18 protein-coding genes and 1 tRNA gene are annotated in these 23,188 nt (G+C 66.3%); 9 read left to right on the top strand and 10 right to left on the bottom strand.

Annotation, left to right across the window (positions count from 1 at the left end; all coding sequences use genetic code 11):
- Window positions 1–146: 146 nt before the first annotated feature.
- From clpX to tig, 3 genes are all read right to left on the bottom strand, one after another.
- Window positions 147–1,418, bottom strand: coding sequence for an ATP-dependent Clp protease ATP-binding subunit ClpX (gene clpX / locus U5760_RS01225; protein ID WP_322009032.1), 1,272 nt, complete (start codon window positions 1,416–1,418; stop codon window positions 147–149).
- Between the two features lie 272 nt (window positions 1,419–1,690).
- Window positions 1,691–2,344, bottom strand: coding sequence for an ATP-dependent Clp endopeptidase proteolytic subunit ClpP (clpP, locus tag U5760_RS01230; protein WP_322009034.1), 654 nt, complete (start codon window positions 2,342–2,344; stop codon window positions 1,691–1,693).
- Window positions 2,345–2,505: 161 nt separating this feature from the next.
- Window positions 2,506–3,852 carry a trigger factor gene (tig, locus tag U5760_RS01235; protein WP_322009036.1) on the bottom strand — a complete coding sequence of 449 codons (1,347 nt, stop codon included), beginning with the start codon at window positions 3,850–3,852 and terminating at the stop codon, window positions 2,506–2,508.
- Between the two features lie 664 nt (window positions 3,853–4,516).
- Between tig and U5760_RS01240 the strand changes: the two genes are divergently transcribed.
- On the top strand, window positions 4,517–5,665 hold the full coding sequence (locus U5760_RS01240; RefSeq protein WP_322009037.1) for a glycerate kinase: 1,149 nt from the start codon (window positions 4,517–4,519) through the stop codon (window positions 5,663–5,665).
- Between the two features lie 168 nt (window positions 5,666–5,833).
- On the top strand, window positions 5,834–6,280 hold the full coding sequence (locus U5760_RS01245) for a MarR family winged helix-turn-helix transcriptional regulator (protein ID WP_322009039.1): 447 nt from the start codon (window positions 5,834–5,836) through the stop codon (window positions 6,278–6,280).
- Between the two features lie 172 nt (window positions 6,281–6,452).
- Here U5760_RS01245 and U5760_RS01250 read toward each other — a convergent pair.
- A tRNA-Leu gene (locus U5760_RS01250) sits at window positions 6,453–6,539 on the bottom strand.
- A gap of 299 nt (window positions 6,540–6,838) precedes the next feature.
- On the opposite strand from U5760_RS01250, the gene U5760_RS01255 reads away from it, so the two are divergent.
- Window positions 6,839–7,672, top strand: a complete 834-nt coding sequence (locus U5760_RS01255; RefSeq protein ID WP_322009041.1) for a squalene/phytoene synthase family protein — start codon at window positions 6,839–6,841, stop codon at window positions 7,670–7,672.
- A 64-nt stretch (window positions 7,673–7,736) separates the two neighbouring features.
- On the opposite strand, the gene U5760_RS01260 is transcribed toward U5760_RS01255, so the two are convergent.
- The 3 genes from U5760_RS01260 to U5760_RS01270 all read right to left on the bottom strand — a co-directional run bounded on the left by U5760_RS01260 (window position 7,737) and on the right by U5760_RS01270 (window position 11,118).
- Window positions 7,737–8,957, bottom strand: coding sequence for a DUF1501 domain-containing protein (locus tag U5760_RS01260; protein ID WP_322009042.1), 1,221 nt, complete (start codon window positions 8,955–8,957; stop codon window positions 7,737–7,739).
- A 58-nt stretch (window positions 8,958–9,015) separates the two neighbouring features.
- Window positions 9,016–10,542, bottom strand: coding sequence for a DUF1800 domain-containing protein (locus tag U5760_RS01265; protein WP_415914035.1), 1,527 nt, complete (start codon window positions 10,540–10,542; stop codon window positions 9,016–9,018).
- Window positions 10,543–10,776: 234 nt separating this feature from the next.
- Window positions 10,777–11,118, bottom strand: a complete 342-nt coding sequence (locus U5760_RS01270) for a hypothetical protein (RefSeq protein ID WP_415914016.1) — start codon at window positions 11,116–11,118, stop codon at window positions 10,777–10,779.
- Between the two features lie 236 nt (window positions 11,119–11,354).
- Between U5760_RS01270 and ompR the strand changes: the two genes are divergently transcribed.
- The 3 genes from ompR to U5760_RS01285 all read left to right on the top strand — a co-directional run bounded on the left by ompR (window position 11,355) and on the right by U5760_RS01285 (window position 14,156).
- Window positions 11,355–12,089 carry a two-component system response regulator OmpR gene (gene ompR / locus U5760_RS01275; RefSeq protein ID WP_027814652.1) on the top strand — a complete coding sequence of 245 codons (735 nt, stop codon included), beginning with the start codon at window positions 11,355–11,357 and terminating at the stop codon, window positions 12,087–12,089.
- Window positions 12,090–12,131: 42 nt separating this feature from the next.
- Entirely contained in the window at window positions 12,132–13,481 is a 1,350-nt protein-coding gene (locus U5760_RS01280) for an ATP-binding protein (RefSeq protein ID WP_322009048.1), read from the top strand.
- Between the two features lie 126 nt (window positions 13,482–13,607).
- Window positions 13,608–14,156, top strand: coding sequence for a peroxiredoxin (locus U5760_RS01285; protein WP_322009049.1), 549 nt, complete (start codon window positions 13,608–13,610; stop codon window positions 14,154–14,156).
- Here U5760_RS01285 and U5760_RS01290 read toward each other — a convergent pair.
- The 3 genes from U5760_RS01290 to ispD form a co-directional block, all read right to left on the bottom strand.
- Window positions 14,153–15,316, bottom strand: a complete 1,164-nt coding sequence (locus U5760_RS01290) for an acyltransferase (protein WP_322009050.1) — start codon at window positions 15,314–15,316, stop codon at window positions 14,153–14,155. The two genes, U5760_RS01285 and U5760_RS01290, sit on opposite strands and share 4 nt — an antisense overlap.
- Before the next feature lie 207 nt (window positions 15,317–15,523).
- Complete coding sequence (gene ispF, locus U5760_RS01295) at window positions 15,524–16,003, bottom strand: 2-C-methyl-D-erythritol 2,4-cyclodiphosphate synthase (protein WP_322009051.1); 480 nt, start codon at window positions 16,001–16,003, stop codon at window positions 15,524–15,526.
- Window positions 16,004–16,054: 51 nt separating this feature from the next.
- Window positions 16,055–16,768: a 2-C-methyl-D-erythritol 4-phosphate cytidylyltransferase gene (gene ispD / locus U5760_RS01300; protein WP_322009053.1), complete on the bottom strand. Its 714-nt coding sequence runs from the start codon at window positions 16,766–16,768 to the stop codon at window positions 16,055–16,057.
- Between the two features lie 296 nt (window positions 16,769–17,064).
- On the opposite strand from ispD, the gene mfd reads away from it, so the two are divergent.
- The 3 genes from mfd to U5760_RS01315 all read left to right on the top strand — a co-directional run bounded on the left by mfd (window position 17,065) and on the right by U5760_RS01315 (window position 23,087).
- Entirely contained in the window at window positions 17,065–20,538 is a 3,474-nt protein-coding gene (mfd, locus tag U5760_RS01305) for a transcription-repair coupling factor (protein WP_322009055.1), read from the top strand.
- Between the two features lie 242 nt (window positions 20,539–20,780).
- The gene (argE, locus tag U5760_RS01310; RefSeq protein WP_322009057.1) at window positions 20,781–22,013 is read left to right on the top strand and encodes an acetylornithine deacetylase; all 1,233 of its coding nucleotides are present in this window, start codon (window positions 20,781–20,783) and stop codon (window positions 22,011–22,013) included.
- Between the two features lie 63 nt (window positions 22,014–22,076).
- The gene (locus U5760_RS01315) at window positions 22,077–23,087 is read left to right on the top strand and encodes a threonine/serine dehydratase (protein WP_322009059.1); all 1,011 of its coding nucleotides are present in this window, start codon (window positions 22,077–22,079) and stop codon (window positions 23,085–23,087) included.
- The last annotated feature ends 101 nt before the right edge of the window (window positions 23,088–23,188 follow it).

Raw genomic sequence — 23,188 nt, forward strand, 5'->3', positions numbered from 1 at the left:
AAGCGATTACAAGCCTCTCGCGTGTGGGAAAAGTTCAGTGACTCCAAAATAGTGCGCCATCGACCACAAGATAAACGAAACGAAAAAGCCGTTCATCCCATTGTATGAACGGCTTTTTCCTGGAACTCTTTAGCCGATCACCACCATCAGTTCGACCCTGCAACCTTGGGAGCGTCTTCGTAGATCAGGAGCGGCTTGCCGTCTCCATCGATCACGTTGTCGTCGATGATTACCTTGCTAACGCCTTTCATTGTCGGCAGTTCGTACATCACGTCGAGCAGCGCCTGCTCCAGGATCGAGCGCAGACCTCGTGCCCCGGTCTTGCGGCGGATCGCCTTGCGGGCGATGGCCTGCAGCGCGGCCGGGCGGATCTCCAGTTCCACGCGCTCCATGTTGAAGAGCTTGTGGTACTGCTTGATGAGCGCATTCTTCGGCTCGACCAGAATCTTCATGAGCGCGACCTCGTCGAGCTTGCCGAGCGTCGCGACCACCGGCAGACGGCCGATCAGTTCCGGAATCAGGCCGAACTTGATCAGGTCTTCCGGCTCCGTCTCGCGCAGCACTTCGCCCGCGTCGCGCTCCTGCTTGCTCTTCACGCTCGCGCCGAAGCCGATACCGGTCTTTTCGGTACGGTCGGTAATGACCTTTTCAAGGCCGTCGAAGGCGCCGCCGCAGATGAACAGGATGTTGGTCGTATCGACCTGGATGAAGTCCTGGTTCGGGTGCTTGCGGCCGCCCTGGGGCGGGACCGAGGCCATCGTGCCCTCGATCAGCTTCAGGAGCGCCTGCTGCACGCCCTCGCCGGACACGTCGCGCGTGATCGACGGGTTGTCCGACTTGCGGCTGATCTTGTCGATTTCGTCGATATAAACGATGCCGCGCTGCGCCTTGTCGACTTCGTAGTTGCAGTTCTGGAGCAGCTTCTGGATGATGTTCTCGACGTCTTCGCCCACGTAGCCGGCTTCGGTCAGCGTGGTGGCGTCGGCGATCACGAACGGCACGTTCAGCAGGCGTGCGAGCGTCTGCGCGAGCAGGGTCTTGCCCGAGCCGGTGGGCCCGATCAGCAGGATGTTGCTCTTGGAGAGCTCGATGTCGTCCTTCTTGTCGAGATGCTTGAGGCGCTTGTAGTGGTTGTACACCGCCACGGCGAGGATCTTCTTCGCGCGCTCCTGGCCGATCACGTATTGATCGAGGATGTCGCGAATCTCCTGCGGGCTCGGCAGGTCCGAGCGCGACAGCGCCGCATCGACGCCGGCGCCCGCGGCCTCGTCGCGAATGATCTCGTTGCACAGGTCGATGCATTCATCGCAGATGAACACCGACGGCCCCGCAATCAGTTTCTTCACTTCATGCTGGCTTTTGCCGCAAAACGAGCAATACAACAGCTTTTCGCTGTTAGAACCTTTCTTGTCCGCCATGGATAGATGAGCCTCCGGACACTCTGTTACATGATACGCCGTTTCCCCCGGCCACGCCGGGCGGGGGGCGCATGAACCGCTTGCTGTGACGGCGTGTGGGCCGCAGGCTGCGAGCGCGTATGCCGATTATTCCACACGGTCCGCGCGGCGGCGCCAATCCCTTTTTGTACGGGGGCGAAAACCTGCCCCGTTATTGCGGGCGGCGCCGGGTAACGCTGCAAAAGCCGCTAAAAAAGCAGCTACAACAGCGCTACAACGCTACGCGGGCCGGATCAGGGACGCTTGTGCAGCACCTGGTCCACGAGACCGTACGCCTGGGCGTCATCGCTGGACATGAAGTTGTCGCGGTCGGTGTCCCGCGCAATGCGCTCGACCGGCTGGCCCGTGTGGTGCGCGAGCAGCTGGTTCAGGCGCTCCTTCAGATACAGGATTTCGCGAGCCTGGATTTCGATGTCCGACGCCTGGCCACGTGCGCCGCCGAGCGGCTGGTGGATCATGACACGCGAGTTCGGCAGCGCGAAACGCTTGTCCTTCGCGCCCGACGCCAGCAGGAAGGCGCCCATGCTGGCCGCGAGGCCCATGCAAAGGGTCGAAACATCTGGCTTGATGAACTGCATCGTGTCGTAAATCGCCATGCCGGCCGACACCGAGCCGCCCGGGCTGTTGATGTACAGGCTGATGTCCTTGTCCGGATTTTCGCTTTCGAGGAACAGCAACTGGGCAACGACGAGGTTCGCGGTCTGGTCGTTCACTTCGCCGACCAGGAACACCACGCGCTCTTTCAGGAGGCGCGAGTAGATGTCATACGAGCGCTCGCCGCGACCGCTCGTCTCCACGACGATCGGCACGAGCCCGAGCGCCTGCGGGTCGAAGTCCCGCGAAGCCTGGGAAGTCAACGTATCCAGCGATTGAGCGCGAATGGTCATGCGGTGCATCCTTGTCTGGAAAAGTTATTCTGTTCAACCGGTATGGCGACGGACCGTGCGCAAATCAACCACACGGCGAGCATGGCTAAATTGCGTAGATACAAAAACGGCGTGCTTGCCGCCGGTCGCCCCGACAGCCTGCACGCCGAAGCACAGCAGCCTTAAGCCTGAGCCGTTGCGCTTGCCAGTTCCTCGAAGCTCACCAGCTTGTCCGTCACCTTGGCCTTGCCGAGCACGAAGTCGACGACGTTCGATTCGACGACGAAGGCTTCCATTTCAGCGAGGCGTTGCTGGTTCGAATAATACCAGCGCACGACTTCCTTCGGGTCTTCGTAGCTTTTCGCGAATTCGTCCACTTCGGCGCGGATCTGCTCGGGCTTCGCTTCGAGGCCGTTCGACTTCACGAGCTCGGCCAGCACGAGGCCCAGCTTCACGCGGCGCTCGGCTTGCTCCTTGAACATTTCGGCCGGGATCGGCGCGTCCTTGGCGTTCGGCACGCCGCGCTGCGCGAGGTCCGCACGCGCCATTTCGACGAGGCGCTGCTGGTCCTGTTCGACGAGTGCGTTGGGCACGTCGAGTTCGGCGATTTTCAGGAGCGCGTCCATGACCTGGTTCTTGACGATGGCCTGGGTGCGGCGCTTGGCTTCGCGCTCGAGGTTTTCCTTGATCTCGGCGCGCATCTTGTCGAGGTCGCCGTCGGCGATGCCGAGCGACTTCGCGAATTCCGCGTCGATTTCCGGCAGGTGCGGCCACTCGATCTTCTGCATCGTGATCGTGAACTTCGCGGTCTTGCCGGCGACGTCCTTGCCGTGATAGTCCTCGGGGAACTGAAGGTCGAACTCGCGCGACTCGCCCTGCTTCAGGCCCGTTGCCGCGGTTTCGAATTCCGGCAGCATGCGGCCTTCGCCCAGCACGAACGCGAAACCTTCGGCGCTGCCGCCCGGGAATGCCACGTCGTCGATCTTGCCGACGAAGTCGACCGTCACGCGATCACCGCTCTTCGCTGCCGTGTCGGCGCCGCCGTCACCGTGCTCGCCCGCTTCGCCGCGTGCGTGGAAGTGCACGCGCTGCTTGCGCAGGATGTCGAGCGTACGGTCGATTTCGGCTTCCGTGATGCTCGTGGTCGTGCGCTCGATTTCGGCCGTCGCCACGTCGCCGAGCGTCACTTCCGGATAGACCTCGAAGGTCGCGTCGAATGCGTAGTCGCCTTCCGCGGCGTCGGCCTTCGGCGCGAAGCTCGGCTGGCCGGCCACGCGCAGGTTCTCGGCGCGGCTGATGTCGAAGAATTCCTTGCCGACCTTGTCGCTCAGCACTTCGGCTTCCACCTGGCCCGAGTACTGCTGCGTGACCATCTTGAGCGGCACCTTGCCCGGGCGGAAACCCGGCATGCGCACGTTCTTCGCGAGTTGACGGATGCGCGAATCCACTTCTTTCTGCACGGCATCCTTCGGCAGGGAAATCGTCACGCGGCGTTCGAGCTTGCCGAGGTTTTCAACAACGTTAGCCATGGCTTCAATCGTCCTAAAATTTGTTCGAGCGAATCAGTAATCTTTGCTGTGCCGCGGCCCGCCACCCACTGGGGATGGCGGCTTGGGCGCCCTGCTTTTGTCCCGGCGGCACCTGCGCACGTGCATCTCTCGCGGCGCCGCTTGCAGGCGCTCACAGGTGCACAGGCTATGTGCGCCCTTCGCCGGCAACGCCCGCGCCGCCTGTCTGGCGCCGCCCCGGCAAGCTCGCGCCCGCCGGTGATGCGCTCCGGAACCTGGCTGCCCGACCCGATTCCCGTGTAACTCACGGAGAGCGTTCGGACGGTTTGCGACGCGGTTCTGTCAAAAGAGCCGGGTATTTTAGCAAACTATTTCCGCCACCAACGGGATTTGCCATGCGGGTTCGCCCGAAATGGCCCAAATCCGTCCGGAAGCCGCGCCAAAACTGCGATTTTGCGGCGCAATATGCAGACCTGCTGCATGGCTGCACCGGGCAGCCAGCTCGCCGTGCGCCCCCGCTCCCGCAGGGCTCCGTGCGGCGCCGCCATGCGCCCGTCCGATCCGGGCTATCGCAGGCCGGGTATCCAGCCAGCCCCGCGGGACTGTTAAGCTTACGGGCGAGCCGGACGCCCCGCCGGCCTCAGCCGACGCCCGAGACACGTCAACCCTTGCCAGCAGAGACACCATGCCTAACCCGTCATCCGACGCACCTGTCGTCGTCATTGCTCCCGATTCTTTCAAAGGCTCGCTCAGTGCGGATGGGGTCGCCGCCGCGATAGCCGAAGGCATCCGCCGCGCCCGCCCGGACGCACAGATCCGCACCTGCCCGATGGCCGACGGCGGCGAAGGCACGCTCGACGCCATGCTTTCCGTGGGCGGCGAGCGCCGCGTCATGACCGTGCGCGGCGCCGCGGGACCGACGCGCGAAGCGGCGCTCGGCGTCCTGCACGACGGCAGCGCCATCGTCGAAACGGCCGAGATCGTCGGCATCACCGACCCGGTGGGCATGGGCGTGCCGGTGGCCGAGCGCAGTACCCTCGGCATGGGCGAGGCGATCCGCGCCCTGCTCGACGAAGGCGTGCGGCGCTTTTACGTCGCGCTCGGCGGCAGCAGCACCAACGACGCCGGCGCGGGCCTGCTGGTGGGTCTTGGCATGCGGCTCTTCGATGCCGACGGTCAGGCGATCGCCCCGACCCCCGAGGCACTCGCACGCGTGGCGCGCGTAGACGTGTCGGGGCTCGACGCGCGTCTCGCGCAAGCTTCGTTCGTCGGCATGTCCGACGTCGATAACCCGCTCACCGGCGAGCATGGCGCGACGGCCGTGTTCGGCCCGCAAAAAGGCGTGACGCCGGAACAGGTCGCGCCCATCGACGCCGCGCTCGCGCGCTTTGCCGATCTCATCGAAGCCGCACTGGAGCGGCGCGTGCGCGACGAAGCCGGATCGGGCGCCGCGGGCGGACTCGGTTTCGCGCTGCGCATGCTGGGCGCGAGCTTCGAGCCGGGCGCGGAAGTAGTGGCGCGCCAGATCGGCCTCGACGAAGCACTCGCCGAGGCGAACTGGCTCATCACCGGCGAAGGCCGCTCGGATGTGCAGACGCTGCACGGCAAGGCACCCTTCATCGCCTGCCGTCACGCCCAGGCGGCCGGGGTGCCGGCCACGCTGCTCTCGGGCGCCGTCGATCCGGCTGCGCTGCCGCGTCTGTCGGAGCATTTCAGCGGATGCTTCTCGCCTGCACCCGGCCCGATCACGCTCGACACGGCGATCCGCGATGCCGCGAAGCTACTCGCCAACGAAGCCGAACAGCTCACGCGGCTGCGCTTCGGTTCGCGCTAACGCAGCCCAACGGCAAGCACTTCGCCTTCCTACTTAAGCGATTAAAAGATGTGCGCGCCACGTTCACGCGTGGCGCGCTATGCGCTATGCGTTGACCCGCGCGCCGGTTGCGGCAACAATCACATCACGCGCGATACCTCGCGCCATCTTCACGCGACCAGGACGACCATGAAGGCAAGCAAAGCCGGACTCGAGCAGTTTCTGACCTATCGGCTCCATGTCCTGAACAAGCTCTCCGAACGGGGCAGCACGGAACGCTACCAGGCGAAGCTCGGCATTACGCTGCCCGAGGCGCGCCTCATTGCGGCGGTGGGCGCGTTCGGCCCGTTCTCGGTGATGGAGCTCGCCCGCCACGCGAATCTCGACAAGAGCCAGGCCAGCCGCGCGGCCGAGGCGCTGATGCGCCGCGGTCTCATGCAGCGCAACGCGAGCGAGGACGATGGACGCCTCGTACTCGTTTCGCTCACACCGGAAGGGCGTGCGCTCTACCGCAAGGTGATGCCCGTGGCCCGCAAATGGAACACGGACTTCTTCTCCTGCCTCGACGACAAGGAGCGCGAAACGTTGCGTCGCGCGCTCGACAAGGTCATCGAGGCGGCGCAAGAGGACATGTAAGCGAGTGCGCGCACCGTGCGTCTTCGACGCGCGGATGCGCGCACAGGTCGGAGGAAACCGATCGCGCCTGCGTGCATATGCACGAGTCGGGCGGGGAGTACTGCGCGCGAACCGATCCAACGCAAAAAGGGCCACGTACCTGACGGCACGTGGCCCTTCGTTTTTTTGCTAGTGGTGCGTGAGGCCGGACTCGAACCGGCACACCCTTGCGGGCGTCAGGACCTAAACCTGGTGCGTCTACCAATTTCGCCACTCACGCGAATCTTTCGCCTGGCCGGCAGGACCGCTGCGATGTCGCGTGCGAGTCAACCTGCTGCAAACCTGCGGCGCCCGCCGTCATTTTCCCTCACCGTACCTCGCCGGCAACGCCAGCAGGCAAGCCCGGAAGCGCCAAGCGCGAGATTCTAACCGATTGCCCGGCGCTTGTCTGCATGTGCGCGTGCGGCATTTCCATGCACGATGCTAGAATCGCGCGTCTGCCGCCGCGGCGCTCGCCACCACCCTTTTCAGGCAATGGCGCAAGACCGCGCGGACGCACCTCCCCACCCTCCGAACGCCGTGAACTTCGACGATTACTGCCTGCAAAAGGCGGCCCCGCCCGGATCCAGTACTTACTACGCGCTGCGCCAGGCAAGCGCGAAACAGCAGCCGCTTCTGGCCGCGCTCTTCGCCCTGCGCCGCGAGCTCGAAGAAACCGCGAAGGAAACGAGCGACCCCACGGTGGGCCGCACGAAGCTCGCCTGGTGGCAGAAGGAACTGGCCGCACTCGCCGAGGGAAAAGCGGCCCACCCCGTCACCCAGGCGCTCGCGCATCATCTGGACGACGTGAAAGCCGCATACCCGGCGCTCCAGGCCTTGCTCGCCGGCTACGAGATGGATTTCGAGCAGGCACGCTACCTCGACTATCCGAATCTGCGGCGCTATATCGAAGGCGTGGGCGGCACGTTCGCCACGCTGGTGGCGCGCGTGAGCGCGCGCGATCCGCAAACCGCCGCCGCGTGGGCCGCGCCGCTCGGCAATGCCCTCGTCCTCGCGCAGTTCGTGCCGGAGATCGGCAACGATGCACGCCATGGCCGCATCTATATTCCGATCGACGAACTGCAGCGCTACAACGTCACGGCCGCCGACCTGATCAACCGCCGCTATAGCGACGCTTTCACAGAACTGATGCAGTTCCAGACGGCGCGCGCCCGCGAAGCCGTGGAGGCGGCGCTGGCCGCCATCCCCGCCGGGGAGCGTCGCGGCCAGGGCCCGTTGCGCGCGCTGGCCGCGCTATCGCTCGCGCTTCTTGCCGAAGTCGAACGCGAGCAGTTCCAGGTCCTGCACCAGCAGATCGTACTCACGCCGATCCGCAAGCTCTGGATTGCCTGGCGCGCCGCGCGGCGCAGCTAAATCGCCTCGGACTTGCGCAGGCGCGCCGGGCGACACACGTGCCGCCAACGTCGCGTAGCGCGGATCACGCCCGCAGGATCGGCAACGGCTGGAAGCGGCCCTGCAGCACCGTTTGCGCGTCGAGTCCCCACCACGGTCCCAGCACCGTCGCGTAGATCTCCCGGAAGTCGACGCCCACCGGCAGATTGCCGTTGCCGTCCAGACGCGCGAGTTGCGGTGCCTGGCCATAGAGCCCACCCGCCACGCGTCCGCCCGCCACGAAGTGAACCGACGCCGTGCCGTGGTCGGTGCCCTGGCTCTGGTTTTCGCGCACGCGGCGGCCGAACTCGGCATAGGTGACGATCATCGTGCGGTCCCAGCGACCGAGCTCGCCAAGCGCGTCGCGCAGCGCGACCATGCCGGCCGAAAACTGGCGCAGCAGATCCGCGTGGCGGCCGGGCTGGTTCTGGTGCGTATCGAAGCCGTTGAGCGTGAGACGAATCACCGCCACGCCCCTGCCCGGCACCGGCTTGCCTTGCGCCGTGTCGTTCGAGGCGAGCGCCTGCATCGCCGTCTTGATCGACGAGCCGAACGCACCCGGCGGAAACGCCGTCTTCAGCGCGTACTGGCCGGGACGCGGACGCAGATCGTCGGCCGCGTGCACGATGTCGTTTTCGACGTCGAGAATGTGCGCGAGCGCGGGGTTGCGCTCCTTGAGCGAGACCGGCGTGACGAGCCGCGAGGCACGCGCGAACTGCGCCGGATTGACGAGCGCGATCGCGCGCGCGCCATTTGCCATCGGCCCCATCTCGGCGCTGCCGAGCACCAGACCGTCTGCGGCGAAGCCTCTCGGCACCGGCACACTCGCGAAAGCGCGCGTCAGCCATCCTTCGCGCAAGTATTGATCAGAGCGCGAAGCCGTATCCCAGATCTCGATCGAGCGGAAGTGCGAGAGGTTGGGCTGCGGGTACGTGACACCCTGCACGATCGCGAGCTGCTGCGCGCGCCACATCGGCAGGAGTGGCGCGAGCGACGGATGCAGCGCGGTGCGTTCGTCGAGCTGGATCGCCTGGTCGCGACGCACGCCGATGTTCGCGCGATAGCTGGAGTAAAGCGGATCCGCGAACGGCACGACGGTATTCAGGCCGTCGTTGCCCCCCTTCAGTTCGATGAGGATCAGCAGATTGTCGTAGCCCGTGGCCCCCGCGCCATGCGCTGCCGGCTCGCTCTCGGCGCGCACGGCGCCCGGCAGCCAGAGCGACGTGCCCGCCACTGCCGCCGCCGCCAGAAACTCGCGTCGTTTCATGCTCTGCCTCGCTCCTCGTCGCGGCGGCACGCGCCGCCCGGTTCTTCGAATCGCATTTTCATTTGAGCTGGTACACCGGATCCATAAGCAGTGCTTCGAGATAGGCGCTGGCGTTGCTGCCCGCCGCGATCGCATCGACCGGCGCGAGCGGCAGCACCGCGTGCTGCATCTGCAACTGAGCTGAAAGGCCCGGCGTTGCGTCGGCGCTCACGCCGAAGCGAGACAGCCAGCCGTCGAGATCGAAATGCATGCCGCCTTGCGCCATGGGCGGATTTCTGGGCGGCGGCATCGCAGCAGCTGCCTTCGTCATGGCGCCGCGCTTCGGCGGCCGCGCCGCTTCGGTCGCGCGAAAGAGCTGCTCGACGAACTGCTTGCGCGCGAGCAAGGTCGAGCTGTTGATCCATGCCGTGCCGCCGGGCCAACCCTTCACGTTCGGCGGATAGAAGAGGTTCTCGCCAAGCGATGCGGCCGTCCGTGCGAAGGGCATCGTATCGCCATAAGAGACATTGAAGCGCCGCACCGTGCCCACGACGAATTCGACCGGCGAGCTCACCAGCACGCCGCGATTGTCTTCGTCCCAGAAGGCGGGCGTGAGCAGCAGCGCGCGCATGCCTGCGCGGATGTCGTAACCGCTCGCGCGGAACTGTTCGGCGACGGGTTCGATCTGCGCCTCGTCGGGCGTCGGCGAAACGAACTCGCGCCAGAGCCTGGCGCTCACGAAGCGGGCGGTCTGCGGCGCCTGCAGCAGGATGTCGAGCACTTCGTCGCCGTCGAAAGTCCCGCTCTTGCCGAGCACCGTTTTTTCGCCGCCGTCGTGCTGCTCGGAGCGCCACACGTAGTGCTGCGTATCCGGATCGACGCCCCAGCCCGTGTACGCGCGCGCGGCTTCGGTGACGTCGCGCTGCGTGTACTGCCCTTCGCCCATCGTGAAGAGCTCCATCACCTCGCGCGCGAAGTTCTCGTTGGGCTTGCCCTTGCGATTGCTCGCGCCGTCGAGATAGAGCAGCATCGCCGGATCTTTGGCGAGCGCATGCAGCATCGCACCGAAATTGCCGAGCGCTTCGCTTCTGAGCAGCGCGTTCTGGTTGGCCATCAGCTGCGGCTCGGACACCTTGTCCTGCCCCGACGTGAAGTGGTTGTGCCAGAAGAGCGTCATGCGCTCCGTGAGCGGCGACGGCGTGACCAGCATTTCGCGCAGCCACCAGGCGCGCAGCTCGTCGTAGTGCTGGCCGCGCAGGCGGTCCGCGTCACGGCGCTGATCCGGCGTCAATGCGGCACGCTCGGCGCGGGTGGGCAGCGCTTCGGCGGTCCATGCCGGGAGCGGCGTGAGCGCGACGCCGCGCTTCGTGTCGAGCACCCGGTCGACGGCCTCGCCGCGCGTGAGGCCCACGTAGGGCATGACGTCCGACGCGGCCGGGGCGAAGCCGGTGCGCAAAAGCAGATGACGGGCGTCGTCGGGATCGAGCAGTTCGTCTTCGCCCGGCGCAGCGGGCTTGCCGTGATGCGCGGGCTGGGGTTCGCCGGCGCTCGCACGCAACGGCAACGCGCTCGCGACCAACGCACTCACCGCCGCCCGACTCGCCATCGACCCGGGCGGACTTCCGGGCTGCCCCCTGAGCGGATTCATATCGCCTCGAACTGGAGTGAGGACGCAAGTCGCCAGGCGGCTTGCGCAGTTTGAATGTATCGGCTTAACGGCCGATCCGGAACGATTGTTGACGACGCAATTGCTACGGATTTTTTCAGTTGAGACGAAGTGTTTCGCGCACCGTGTTACGCGCACCGCAAGTGCAGACGCGGCACGCGCCGTGCGCGGCGATCAACGCTTGTACAGTTCGCGTACGGCGTCTTCGATGTGCTGGCGCAAAAGGCGCCGCTCTTCGGGCGTCATGTGGCCGTCGCGGCGGCGCTGGTCGAGATCCGGCGGCACGGCGGACGTGCGCATGCTGAGATCGGAGGCGGTGGTGTCGGGGGGATCGCTGCGGAAGCGGTGTGCGGGCGGCTTGTAGCCCGGGGGATGCGAAGGCGGTCGGGGGTTGTCGAGGCGGTCCGGCGAGGGCTGGGCCCGGGCAGCAGGCACGTTCAATGCCGCCACGACGCCACTGGCCAGCGCCAGTGCAATCATGGTGTGGCGCATTGTCGGCCTGACCCCTCCCTTCATTTTGTTCCCTTCGTGACGCGGCAAACGGCTACCTCGAAAACAGATACGGACCCGCCCCGGACGCGGGTGGCGATTTAACGATTTAAAAGTCGGTTGAAGTATCTACCGAACGGCCGCATTCAGTAAAGCAGTCTATCTGCCGGGACTTGCGGCCGTGCCACGGCACCGGTAAATTTTGTAACTGACTGTAACCTGATAATTGGTGCAAACTCGCACCCCTATCCAATCGCGATAAGATGCCAGGCATGGAAACCAAAAACCCCTCGAAAATCCTCGTAGTCGACGACGATCCGCGCCTGCGCGACCTGCTGCGGCGCTATCTCGGCGAGCAAGGTTTCAACGTGTACGTTGCGGAAAACGCTCCTGCCATGAACAAGCTGTGGGTGCGGGAACGTTTCGACCTGCTCGTGCTCGACCTGATGCTGCCCGGCGAGGACGGCCTCTCCATCTGCCGCCGTCTGCGCGGCAGCAACGACCGCACGCCGATCATCATGCTCACGGCGAAGGGCGAGGACGTGGACCGCATCGTGGGCCTCGAGATGGGTGCCGACGACTATCTGCCCAAGCCGTTCAATCCGCGCGAGCTCGTCGCGCGCATCCACGCGGTGCTGCGCCGCCAGGCACCTTCGGAGCTGCCCGGCGCGCCGTCCGAAACCACCGAGGTGTTCGAGTTCGGCGAATTCGCGCTGAACCTCGCCACGCGCACGCTCACCAAGGCCGGCCAGGAAATTCCGCTCACTACGGGCGAGTTCTCGGTGCTCAAGGTGTTCGCGCGCCATCCGCGCCAGCCGCTCTCGCGCGAAAAACTCATGGAGCTCGCGCGCGGCCGCGAGTATGAAGTGTTCGACCGCAGTCTCGACGTGCAGATTTCGCGTCTGCGCAAGCTGATCGAGCCGGATCCGGGCAGCCCGCGTTTCATCCAGACGGTCTGGGGCCTCGGCTACGTGTTCATCCCGGACGGCGCAGCCTGATCCGGCGGGATGTCTGCCATACCTCAGTCGACAGGAAGGGTTATGCGGATTGACCGGCGTGTGCTGACGCTTGCGTTCGGCGACCTGTTCTGGCGCACCTTCCTGCTGATCGCGCTCCTGATCGCGGTCAGCCTTGCGGCCTGGTTCCAGAGCTTTCGCGTGATTGAGCGCGAACCGCGCGCGCAGCGCGTGGCGCTTCAGCTCGTGGCCGTCGTCAAACTCACGCGCACCGCCCTGCTCTATTCCGATCCCGACCTGCGCCGCGCGCTGCTCCAGGATCTCGAGAGCAACGAAGGCGTGCGCGTGTATCCGCGCGAAACCACCGACAAGTACAAGCTCCAGCCCGACGAATCGCTCAATCGTCTGATCGAGCACGACATCCGCGGGCGCCTCGGCGACGACACCGTGATCGCGCAGTCGGTCAACGATATTCCGGGCGTGTGGATCAGCTTCAAGATCGACGACGACGATTACTGGGTCGCACTCGACCGCGACCAGCTCGACAACGTCACGGGCCTGCAATGGGTCGGATGGGGCATTTCCGCGCTCGCGCTATCGCTCTTCGGCGCGGCGTTCATCACGAGCCTCGTGAACCGGCCGTTCGCGCGGCTTGCCATGTCGGCGCGCATGGTCGGCTCCGGCCAGTCGCCCGCGAAGCTGCCCGAAAGCGGCATGGGCGTGGCCGCCGAAACCAACCGCAGCTTCAACCAGATGGTGCGCGACCTGGAGCAGTTGGAAGCCGACCGCGCGCTGATGCTGGCCGGCATTTCCCACGATCTGCGCACGCCGCTCGCGCGCCTGCGGCTGGAGACGGAGATGAGCCCGTCCGACCAGGCAACGAAGGACGCGATGATCGACGACATCGAGCAGATGGACATGATCATCGGCCGCTTCCTCGATTACGCGCGGCCCGTCCAGCGCAGCCCTGAGCGCGTCGACCTTTCCGTGATCGCGGGCGAAATGGCCGCGCGCATGGCGAGCGAAGACGGCGTGCGGCTCATCACGCGGCTCGCGCCGACGGCCGTGATCGAGGCCGACGACACCGACATGCGCCGCGTGGTGGGCAACCTGATCGAGAACGCGCGCAAGTATGGCGCGAGCGCCTCGGACGGCATTCCGCACATCATGCTGGAGACGCGCGTTTCGCACTCGCGCGTGGAGCTTTCGGTGGTGGACGAAGGCCCCGGCATTCCCGAGGACCAGCTCGCGCTCGTCACGCGGCCGTTCTATCGCGTGGACAGCGCGCGCACCCAGGCGAACGGCACCGGCCTCGGCATGGCCATCGTGCAGCGGCTCGTGGGCCGCTATCGGGGCGCCCTGCGCCTGCGCAACCGCCTGCCCGGCCCGGGGCTCGAAGTGACGATCGAGTTTCCGCTCGCCAAGGGCGCCTGACTTCCTTCGACTTTTGCTCGCTTGCCGCAGGCGCATGCTCGCAGCGCGCGGGCGTCGCGCCTGTCACAATCGGCTTCATCGGAGCCACCCGCACGCCACCCGCACTCAAGGTCAAGGAGCTGCCGCATGAAAACCGTGGGCGACCAACTCGAAGCCTTCACCGTCAACGCGGCGAAGCCCGGCTTCAACGACCCCGAGGAAAACGGCGAATCGGCCTTCCTCGAAATCACCGAGCAGACCTTCTCCACGAAGTGGAAGGTCATCTACTTCTATCCGATGGACTTCACGACCGTGTGCCCGACCGAAATCGTCGGCTTCGCGCGGCTGCAGAAGGAATTCGAGGACCGCGACACCGTGCTGATGGGCGGCAGTTGCGACAACGAATACGTGAAGCTCGCCTGGCGGCGCGAGAACCGGGAGCTTTCACGGCTGAACCACTACTCGTTCGGCGACGTGAAGGGCGAACTGATCGACCAGCTCGGCGTGCGCGACAAGGAGGCCGGCGTCGCGCTGCGCGCTACCTTCGTCGTCGATCCGGACAATACGATTCAGCACGTTTCGGTGGATAACCTCAACGTCGGGCGCAGCCCAGACGAAATCCTGCGCGTGCTCGATGCGCTGCAAACCGGCGCGATGTGCCCGAGCGGGCGCACGATCGGCGGTGTGACGCTCTAGCGCTCGGCGACGGCCGGAAGAGGCTCGGCGCCGGCAGCCGCCCGCAGCGGCATGCGCTGGCGGATCGCCGCTTCCAGCGGGCGCTTCCACTCCAGCACGCGTTTTTCGAGCAGCTGCCACGACAGATGAGCGAGCAGCAACGCGAGCGCGAACTGCAGGACCAGCGGCAACACGGCATCGGCCAGCGGCGGCAAGCCGAGGCGCGCATAGAGCGCGGGATCCACGCCGAGCTTCGCCGGCACGAGGTTGTGAAACAGATAAAAGCCGTAGCTGATCGTGCCCAGCCCGACCAGCGGACGCACCTCGAGCAGTGCCACGAGACCCGATTGCGGGTGGCGCACGATCCACAGCAATGCAGCGCCGAGCGCAAGCGAAAGCGCGATGTCGAGCACGCCCGGCAAGATCGAGGCCTCCTCCTCCACGCACGCCGCGCAATGCGAGCGCGCCAGCGCGCAGGCGGCCAGCACGCCAACGCTCGCCACGATCCAGAGCGTGCTCCCCGTGGCGCGCATCAACGGCACCCGCGCTCCCGCGATCGCCATTGCACCGCCCAGCGCAATCAATGCGAAATTCCACGGCGAGAACGCATAGACGAGCGGCTCGCTCGCCTCGTGCAGATAGAGCCCGCAGTGCACGAGCGCCGCGGTGACGATAACCGCCGCGCAGAGCGCGAGATGCCGCGAAGCGCGCGTGAACAGCAGCGCGAAAGGGGCCACCAGATAGAACTGCTGCTCGACGGCGAGACTCCAGAAATGCGAGACCGTGCCCGGCCATCGATCGTGCACGACACCGATCCAGTAATTGGAGAGGAATGCGAAGTGCCACACAAGACCAAGATCGACTTCGCGTTGATAAAACAGGGTGTGCGCAATGGTCAGCGCGATCAGCAGAAGATAGTAGACCGGCAGGATACGCAGCGCGCGCTTGACGAAGAACACGCAGAGCGCGGCATCCCTGCGCGCCGCGCCCGCCTCCAGCCGCAAACGACTGCGATGCAGTTCGCCGACGATCAGATAGCCGCTGATCAGAAAGAACAACCACACGCCCAACTGGCCCACGTCCACGGCATCGACGTGAGCCTTGTGCGACAGGAACACCAGCAGCACTGCCAGCGCCCGGAGCCCATCGAGGCCTTTCACCCGCCTTTCGCTCGCCGTCATGACCCTTCCCGCGTTACTCCACCAGGCCAGTATGGGCAAAAAAAAGCGGAAATAAATCGGCAAGAAAAAAATGGCCGCCGATTGTCGATACTTGTCGATGCAATCGCCGACCATCCGGGTTGCGGGCATGCGCCCTGCCCCCGCTTAGCTTCTATATGCCAATGCACGCCAACCCGCACCAACGCGCATGCGTAAATTACGGGTGGATTACGCGCGCAGCAGCAAAACGGCGGCCTGCGCCTCGATCCCTTCGCCGCGGCCCAGGTAGCCGAGCTTCTCGTTGGTTTTCGCCTTTACGTTCACGCGCTCGAGCGGCAGGCCCAGATCTTCCGCGATCGTCGCGCGCATCGCCTCGATGTGCGGCGCGAGCTTCGGCGCCTGGGCGATCACGGTGCTGTCGACGTTGACGAGCGAAAACCCCGCCTCCTTCACGCGGCGCAGGCACTCGCGCAGCAACACGCGACTGTTGGCGCCGTAGAACTGCTTGTCGGTGTCCGGGAAATGGCGGCCGATGTCGCCCAGCGCCGCAGCGCCGAAGAGCGCATCGGTGATGGCATGCAGCAGCACGTCGGCATCCGAGTGCCCGAGCAGCCCGCGCTCGTACGGCACGGTCACGCCGCCGATCACGAGCGGGCGTCCCGGCACCAGTGCGTGCACGTCGTAGCCTTGTCCGATTCTGATATCCATGAGTGGGTCTTCCGTATTGAAAGGGGGCGCGCCTCAAAGGGCGCGCGATAGTCAGCTCGCCGCGTAGCTGCCGAGGATCGCCTCGGCGAGCGCGAAGTCTTCGGGATACGTCACCTTGAAGTTGCGCAGGCTGCCCTGCACGAGACGCGGCGCGTGGCCGAGCCATTCGATCGCGCTCGCTTCGTCGGTGAGGTCGTGGCCGTCCTGTTGCGCGCGCTCGATGGCGGTGCGCAGCATGCCGACGCGGAACATCTGCGGCGTCTGGGCCTGCCACAAGCCATCGCGCGCCTCGGTGCGGGCGATGTGTGCGGGGCCGTCGCCGGGCGCCATGCGCTTGAGCGTGTCTGCCACGGGCAGCGCCATGATGCCGCCCACGGGGTCGTCCTTGAGCGATTCCACGAGCGTGCGGATCAGCGCGGGCGTGATGCCGGGGCGCGCGGCGTCGTGCACGAGCACCCAGTCTTCGTCGCGCGCGCCGAACTCGGCCAGCGCGGCGAGGCCGTTGTACACCGACGCCTGGCGCGAGGCGCCGCCGCAGCGGCGCACGGCAAAGCGCAGACCGCTGAAGCGGCGCGCGTCGAAATGGCCGTCGTCGGGGGCGATCACCACGAGCGTCTGCGTGAATTCGCTGCAGGCGTCGAAGGCGGCCAGCGTATAGTGCAGGAGGTCGCGGCCCGCGACGGTTCGATATTGTTTCGGCATGGCCGAGCCCGAACGGCTGCCGGTTCCGGCGCACGGAATCAGGGCGAAGAGGCGTGGAGTCACGGTGGTGCTTGCCGCAGAAGTCAAAGTAAAGGACGGATTTTATAATAGGTCCTTTGTCCGCACGGCAGACCGCCGCAGCGGCGCCCGGCACCGAGCCGCTCTCGCCCGCCCGCAAGGGGCGTCCAGAGCCCGCCCGGAGCCGGTGCGCCGTGCCGGCTGAGCCGCCGCGCGGTTGCCGATGTTTTGTCCGGTGCGCCTGTGCGCGCCGGGCGGACCCGCCGGATTCGCGCCTGGAATCCGGCACGCTCGGGAGTCCGGGCCGCACGCCAGGTCCAAATCAGGCCAACCTGTAGCCTATGTCCGATATCGCCGCATCCCAGCAGTCACCGTCTCCGTCTCCCGTCGCCGTCGTCAAGCCGGGGCAGCGCTTCGCGTTCGACGGCACGCACGGTTCGTCCGACGCGCTCCTGATCGCCCGCTACCGCGAGGCGTCGCGCGAGCGCGCGCCGCTTCTGGCCGTGATCTGCGCGAGCGCCGTCGATGCGCAGCGTCTCGCGCAGGAGATCCCGTTCTTCGCGCCCGAGGCGCGCGTGCGCCTCCTGCCGGACTGGGAGACGCTGCCGTACGACACCTTCTCGCCGCACCAGGATCTCGTCTCCGAACGGCTCGCCACATTGCACGATCTCGGCGAAGGCCGCTGCGACATCCTGCTGGTGCCGGCCACGACGGCGCTCTACCGCATGCCGCCGGCCTCGTTTCTCGCGGCCTACACGTTCTCGTTTTCGCAAGGCGAGCGCCTCGACGAAGCGAAGCTCAAGGCGCAGCTAACGCTGGCCGGCTACGAGCACGTGAGCCAGGTCGTGCGGCCCGGCGAATACTGCGTGCGCGGCTCGCTGATCGACCTGTTCCCGATGGGCTCGCCGCTGCCCTACCGGCTCGACCTGTTCGACGACCAGGTCGATTCGATCCGCGCGTTCGATCCGGACAGCCAGCGCAGCCTCTACCCCGTGAAGGACATCCGTCTGCTGCCGGGCCGCGAATTCCCGTTCGACGAAGCGTCGCGCACGGCCTTTCGCAGCCGCTGGCGCGAGGTGTTCGAGGGCGACCCGAGCCGCGCGACGATCTACAAGGACATCGGCAGCGGCGTGCCGTCGGCCGGTATCGAGTATTACCTGCCGCTTTTTTTCGAAGAGACCGCCACGCTCTTCCACTACCTGCCGGAGAACGCGCAGCTGGTGTTTTCGGGCGACCTCGACGCCGCGATCCGCCGCTTCTCGGCCGATACGAAGCAGCGCTACAACTTCCTCTCGCACGACCGCGAGCGCCCGATCCTCGAGCCGCAGCGCCTGTTCCTGAGCGAAGACGACTTCTTCACGCTCGCCAAGCCCTTCGCGCGCCTCGTGCTGCCCACGACCGGCGCGGGCGGCTGGGCCACGGCGCTGCCGAATCTCGCGATCGACCGCCACGCCGACGAGCCGCTCGCGGCGCTGCGCGACTATCTGGCCACCACGAAAAACCGCGTGCTGTTCGCGGTCGAATCGGCGGGCCGCCGCGAGACCATCGCACAACTGCTCGCCGATAACGGCTTGCGGCCGACCTCATCGGACAGCTACGAAGACTGGCTCACCTCCGACGAGCGCTTCGCGCTGGGCGTCGCCCCGCTTTCCACGGGCTTCTCGCTGCCGGCCGAGGCACTGGCCGTCATCACCGAGACGGAGCTGTACGGCCCGCTCGCGCGCCGCGCCGGACGCCGCCGCCAGGAACAGGCGAGCAACGTCGATTCGATGGTGCGCGATCTCTCGGAGCTCAAGGTCGGGGACCCGGTCGTGCACACGCAGCACGGCATCGGCCGCTATCACGGCCTCGTCACGATGGATCTGGGCGAAGGCGACACCGAGTTCCTGCACCTCGAATACGCGAGCGGCAGCAAGCTCTACGTGCCGGTCTCGCAACTGCACGTGATCTCGCGCTACAGCGGCGCCGACCCGGACAGCGCGCCGCTGCACGCGCTCGGCTCGGGCCAGTGGGAAAAGGCGCGCCGCAAGGCCGCGCAGCAGATCCGCGACACCGCAGCCGAACTGCTCAACCTCTACGCGCGCCGCGCCGCGCGCGAAGGCCACGCGTTCAAGCTCGATCCGCGCGACTACGTGAAGTTCGCCGAGAGCTTCGGCTTCGAGGAAACGCCCGACCAGGCCGCCGCCATCGCCGCCGTGATCGGCGACATGACGAGCGGCAAGCCGATGGACCGCCTCGTCTGCGGCGACGTGGGCTTCGGCAAGACCGAGGTGGCCTTGCGCGCGGCCTTCATCGCCGTGATGGGCGGCAAGCAGGTGGCGATCCTCTCGCCCACCACGCTGCTCGCCGAACAGCACACGCAAACCTTCACCGACCGCTTCGCCGACTGGCCCGTGCGCATTGCAGAGCTGTCGCGCTTCAAGTCGGCGAAGGAAGTGAGTGCGGCGATCCAGCAGATCAACGACGGCAGCGTCGATATCGTGATCGGCACGCACAAGCTGCTGTCCTCGGACGTGCAGTTCAAGCGGCTCGGGCTCGTCATCATCGACGAGGAACACCGCTTTGGCGTGCGTCAGAAGGAGGCGTTGAAGGCGCTGCGCGCGGAAGTCGACGTGCTCACGCTCACGGCCACGCCGATTCCCCGCACGCTCGGCATGGCGCTGGAAGGTCTGCGCGATTTTTCGGTGATCGCCACCGCGCCGCAGAAGCGGCTCGCGATCAAGACCTTCGTGCGCCGCGAGGAAGACAGCGTGATCCGCGAGGCGATGCTGCGCGAACTCAAGCGCGGCGGCCAGGTGTACTTCCTGCACAACGAAGTGGAGACGATCGAGAATCGCCGCGCGATGCTCGAAGCGCTCGTGCCCGAGGCGCGCATTGCGGTCGCGCACGGCCAGATGCACGAGCGCGAGCTCGAGGCCGTGATGCGCGATTTCGTGGCGCAGCGCGCGAACGTGCTGCTCTGTACCACGATCATCGAAACCGGCATCGACGTGCCGACCGCGAACACGATCCTCATCCACCGCGCCGACAAGTTCGGGCTCGCGCAGTTGCACCAGTTGCGCGGGCGGGTGGGCCGCTCGCACCACCAGGCCTATGCCTATCTGCTCGTGCACGATCCGCAGGGACTCACGAAGCAGGCGCAGCGGCGGCTCGAAGCGATCCAGCAGATGGAAGAGCTGGGCTCGGGCTTCTATCTCGCGATGCACGACCTCGAAATCCGCGGCACGGGCGAAGTGCTCGGCGACAAGCAGTCGGGCGAAATCCAGGAAATCGGCTTCCAGCTTTACACCGACATGCTGGCCGACGCGGTGAAGGCACTCAAGGAAGGCCGCGAACCCGATCTGAACGCGCCGCTCGCGGCGACCACCGAGATCAATCTGCACGCGCCCGCGATCCTGCCCGCCGACTACTGCGGCGACGTGCAGGAACGCCTGTCGCTCTACAAGCGCCTCGCGAACTGCGAGCACGACGATTCGATCGACGGTATTCAGGAAGAGCTGATCGACCGCTTCGGCAAGATGCCGCCGCAGGCGCACGCGCTGATCGAGACGCACCGTCTGCGCCTCGCCGCGAAACCGCTCGGGATCACGAAGATCGACGCCGGCGAAGCGGTGATCGGGCTGCAGTTCGTGCCGAATCCGCCCATCGACGCCATGCGCATCATCGAGATGGTGCAGAAGCACAAGCACATCAAGCTCGCGGGCCAGGACAAGCTGCGCATCGAAACGCGCAGCCCGGACCTCGCGGTGCGCGTGGCGACGGTCAAGGAAACGCTGCGGGCGCTCGGCGCACCGGCGCGCACCGCTGCACGATGAGGGTGAGCTGGCCGGCAATCCGCGAGGAGCGCCGGCCAGCGGCGCACTGAATCCCCCCGGCCGCGAGCTCGACCACGTATTCACGCCATGGCGCCGCTCGCGCGCGCCATGGCGGCAACCCCGCCGCCCGTGCAGATGCCGCAGCGCACAATCGTGCCGCGAATAGGGGCACTTGCGGGTACTTTTAGCCGGATTCATTCTTTTTGGGTACTATTGGGACTCTGGCACGCTGGAGTCCTCAAATGTCTGTCGCCGCTGAAACAGCGCAAACCACGCAGTCGTCTTCGTCTTCCTCCGCCTCCCCCATTTCGCTTCCCTGGGTCACCCGCCTCGTGTCGATGGACACGGTCAGCCGTCATCCGAATCTCGGCCTCATCGAGACCGTGCGTGACGAGTTGCGCGCGCGCGGCGTCGAATCGACGCTGACCTACGGCCACGACGGCAAGTGGGCCAACCTGTTCGCCACCCTGCCCGCGCACGACGGCGAAACGAACGGCGGCATCGTGCTCTCGGGCCACACCGACGTCGTGCCGGTCGACGGCCAGAAGTGGGACAGCGATCCGTTCAAGCCCGAAGTGCGCGACGGCCTGCTGTATGGCCGCGGCACCTGCGACATGAAGGGTTTTATCGGCGCCGCGCTCGCGCTCGTGCCCGAGATGCAGCGCACGAAGCTCGCGAAGCCGATCCATTTCGCGCTCTCGTTCGACGAAGAAGTGGGATGCGCGGGTGCGCCGCTCATGATCGAAGAGCTCGTGAAACGCGGCGTGAGGCCGGAAGGCTGCATCGTGGGCGAGCCCACGAGCATGCGCCCCATCGTGGCCCACAAGGGCATCAACGCTTACCAGTGTTGCGTGCGCGGGCACGCGGCGCATTCGTCGCTCACGCCGCGCGGCCTGAACGCGATCGAATACGCAGCGCGGCTCATCTGCTACATCCGCGACATGGCCGACGAGTTCCGCGCACAAGGCCCGTTCGACGAACTCTATGACGTGCCGTTCACGACCGCGCAAGCCAGCACGATCGAAGGCGGCAACGCGATCAACACGGTGCCCGCGGAATGCCGCTTCATCTTCGAGTTCCGCAATCTGCCGTCGCTCGATCCCGAGACCATCTTCGCGCGCATCGAGCGTTATGCACGCGACACGCTCTTGCCGAAGATGCAGCGCGAGCACGCCGCCGCCGCGATCGAGTTCACGAAGATCGCCGCGGCGCCGGGCCTCGATGCCGCCGAACAGGCCGCGATCACCCAGCTCGTGCGCACGCTCACGGCCGATCAGGCGCAGCGCAAGGTGGCCTACGGCACCGAGGCGGGACTCTTCGCGCGCGCCGGCATTCCTAGCGTGGTGTGCGGCCCCGGCGACATCGAGCAGGCGCACAAGGCGAACGAATTCGTCTCGCTCGCGCAGCTCGCTGCCTGCGAAGGCTTCCTGCACAAGCTGATACACGGCATGTCGGTCGAAGCGCTCGCACGCTAGTCGCGCCACGTCGCCTCGCGAATTCGTCACGCAGATTCGTACACCACCGCGCCCGCGCACCCCATGTCCACCGGCACACCGCTTCCCACCGACCACACGATCGATGGCGAAGCCATCCCCACGCTCGACGACATCGCTACGCAGCACTTCGCGCTCACGCCGTGGGTGCTGCGCACGCCTGTGTTCGAGCGCAACGATCTGCCCTCGCTGGAGGGCACGCTCGTCAACTTCAAGTTCGAACTGTTGCAGGCAAGCGGCAGCTTCAAGGTGCGCGGGGCGTTCACGCATCTGCTCGCACTCGACGCCGCGCAGCGTAGTGCGGGCGTGACCTGCGTCTCGGGCGGCAACCACGCCATTGCGGTCTCGTATGCGGCAATGCGCCTTGGCATCAGCGCGAAGGTCGTGCTGTTTCGCACGGCGAGCGCGGCGCGCGTGGCGCAATGCCGGCGCTTCGGCGCGGAAATCGTCGCGGCCGGCAACAGCAGCGAGGCGTTCGACATCGTGCGGCGCATCGAGGCCGAGGAAGGCCGCTATTTCGTGCATCCGTTCAACGGCTATCGCACGGTGCTCGGCACGGCCACGCTCGGCTACGAGTGGGCCACTCAGGCGCCCGACCTCGACGCGGTGATCCTGCCGATCGGCGGCGGCGGCCTCGCCGCGGGCGTTTCGACCGCGCTGCGTCTCGCCAATCCGCGCGTGCGCGTGTACGGCGTCGAGCCCGAAGGCGCCGATGCGATGAGCCGCAGCTTTGCCGCCAACCATACGGTGCGCATCAGCCACATGCATTCGATCGCCGACTCGCTGATGGCGCCGCACACGGAGCAATACAGCTACGAACTGTGCCGGCGTCATATCGACCGGATCGTCACCGTATCGGACGACGACCTGCGCGGTGCCATGCGCATGCTCTTCGATCAGTTGAAGCTGGCCGTGGAGCCCGCCTGCGCGACGGCCACGGCGGGCCTGCTGGGGCCGCTGCGCGACACGTTGCAGGGCCGGCGCGTGGGCGTCCTGTTGTGCGGGACGAACACCGATCCCGCAAGCCTCGCCGGGCAACTCCTGCACGCGCCCTGAAGCGCGCCGGCGTCCCGGCGCAGCCCTGACGCACGGCGCCTCGCACCGCGCACAGAGTCAGGAAATGTCAAATTCCTACCGCATCGCGAAAGCGTTCGCTA

Origin of the sequence: Paraburkholderia sp. J12 (assembly GCF_905220215.1) — a bacterium.
Classification (GTDB): Bacteria; Pseudomonadota; Gammaproteobacteria; order Burkholderiales; family Burkholderiaceae; genus Paraburkholderia.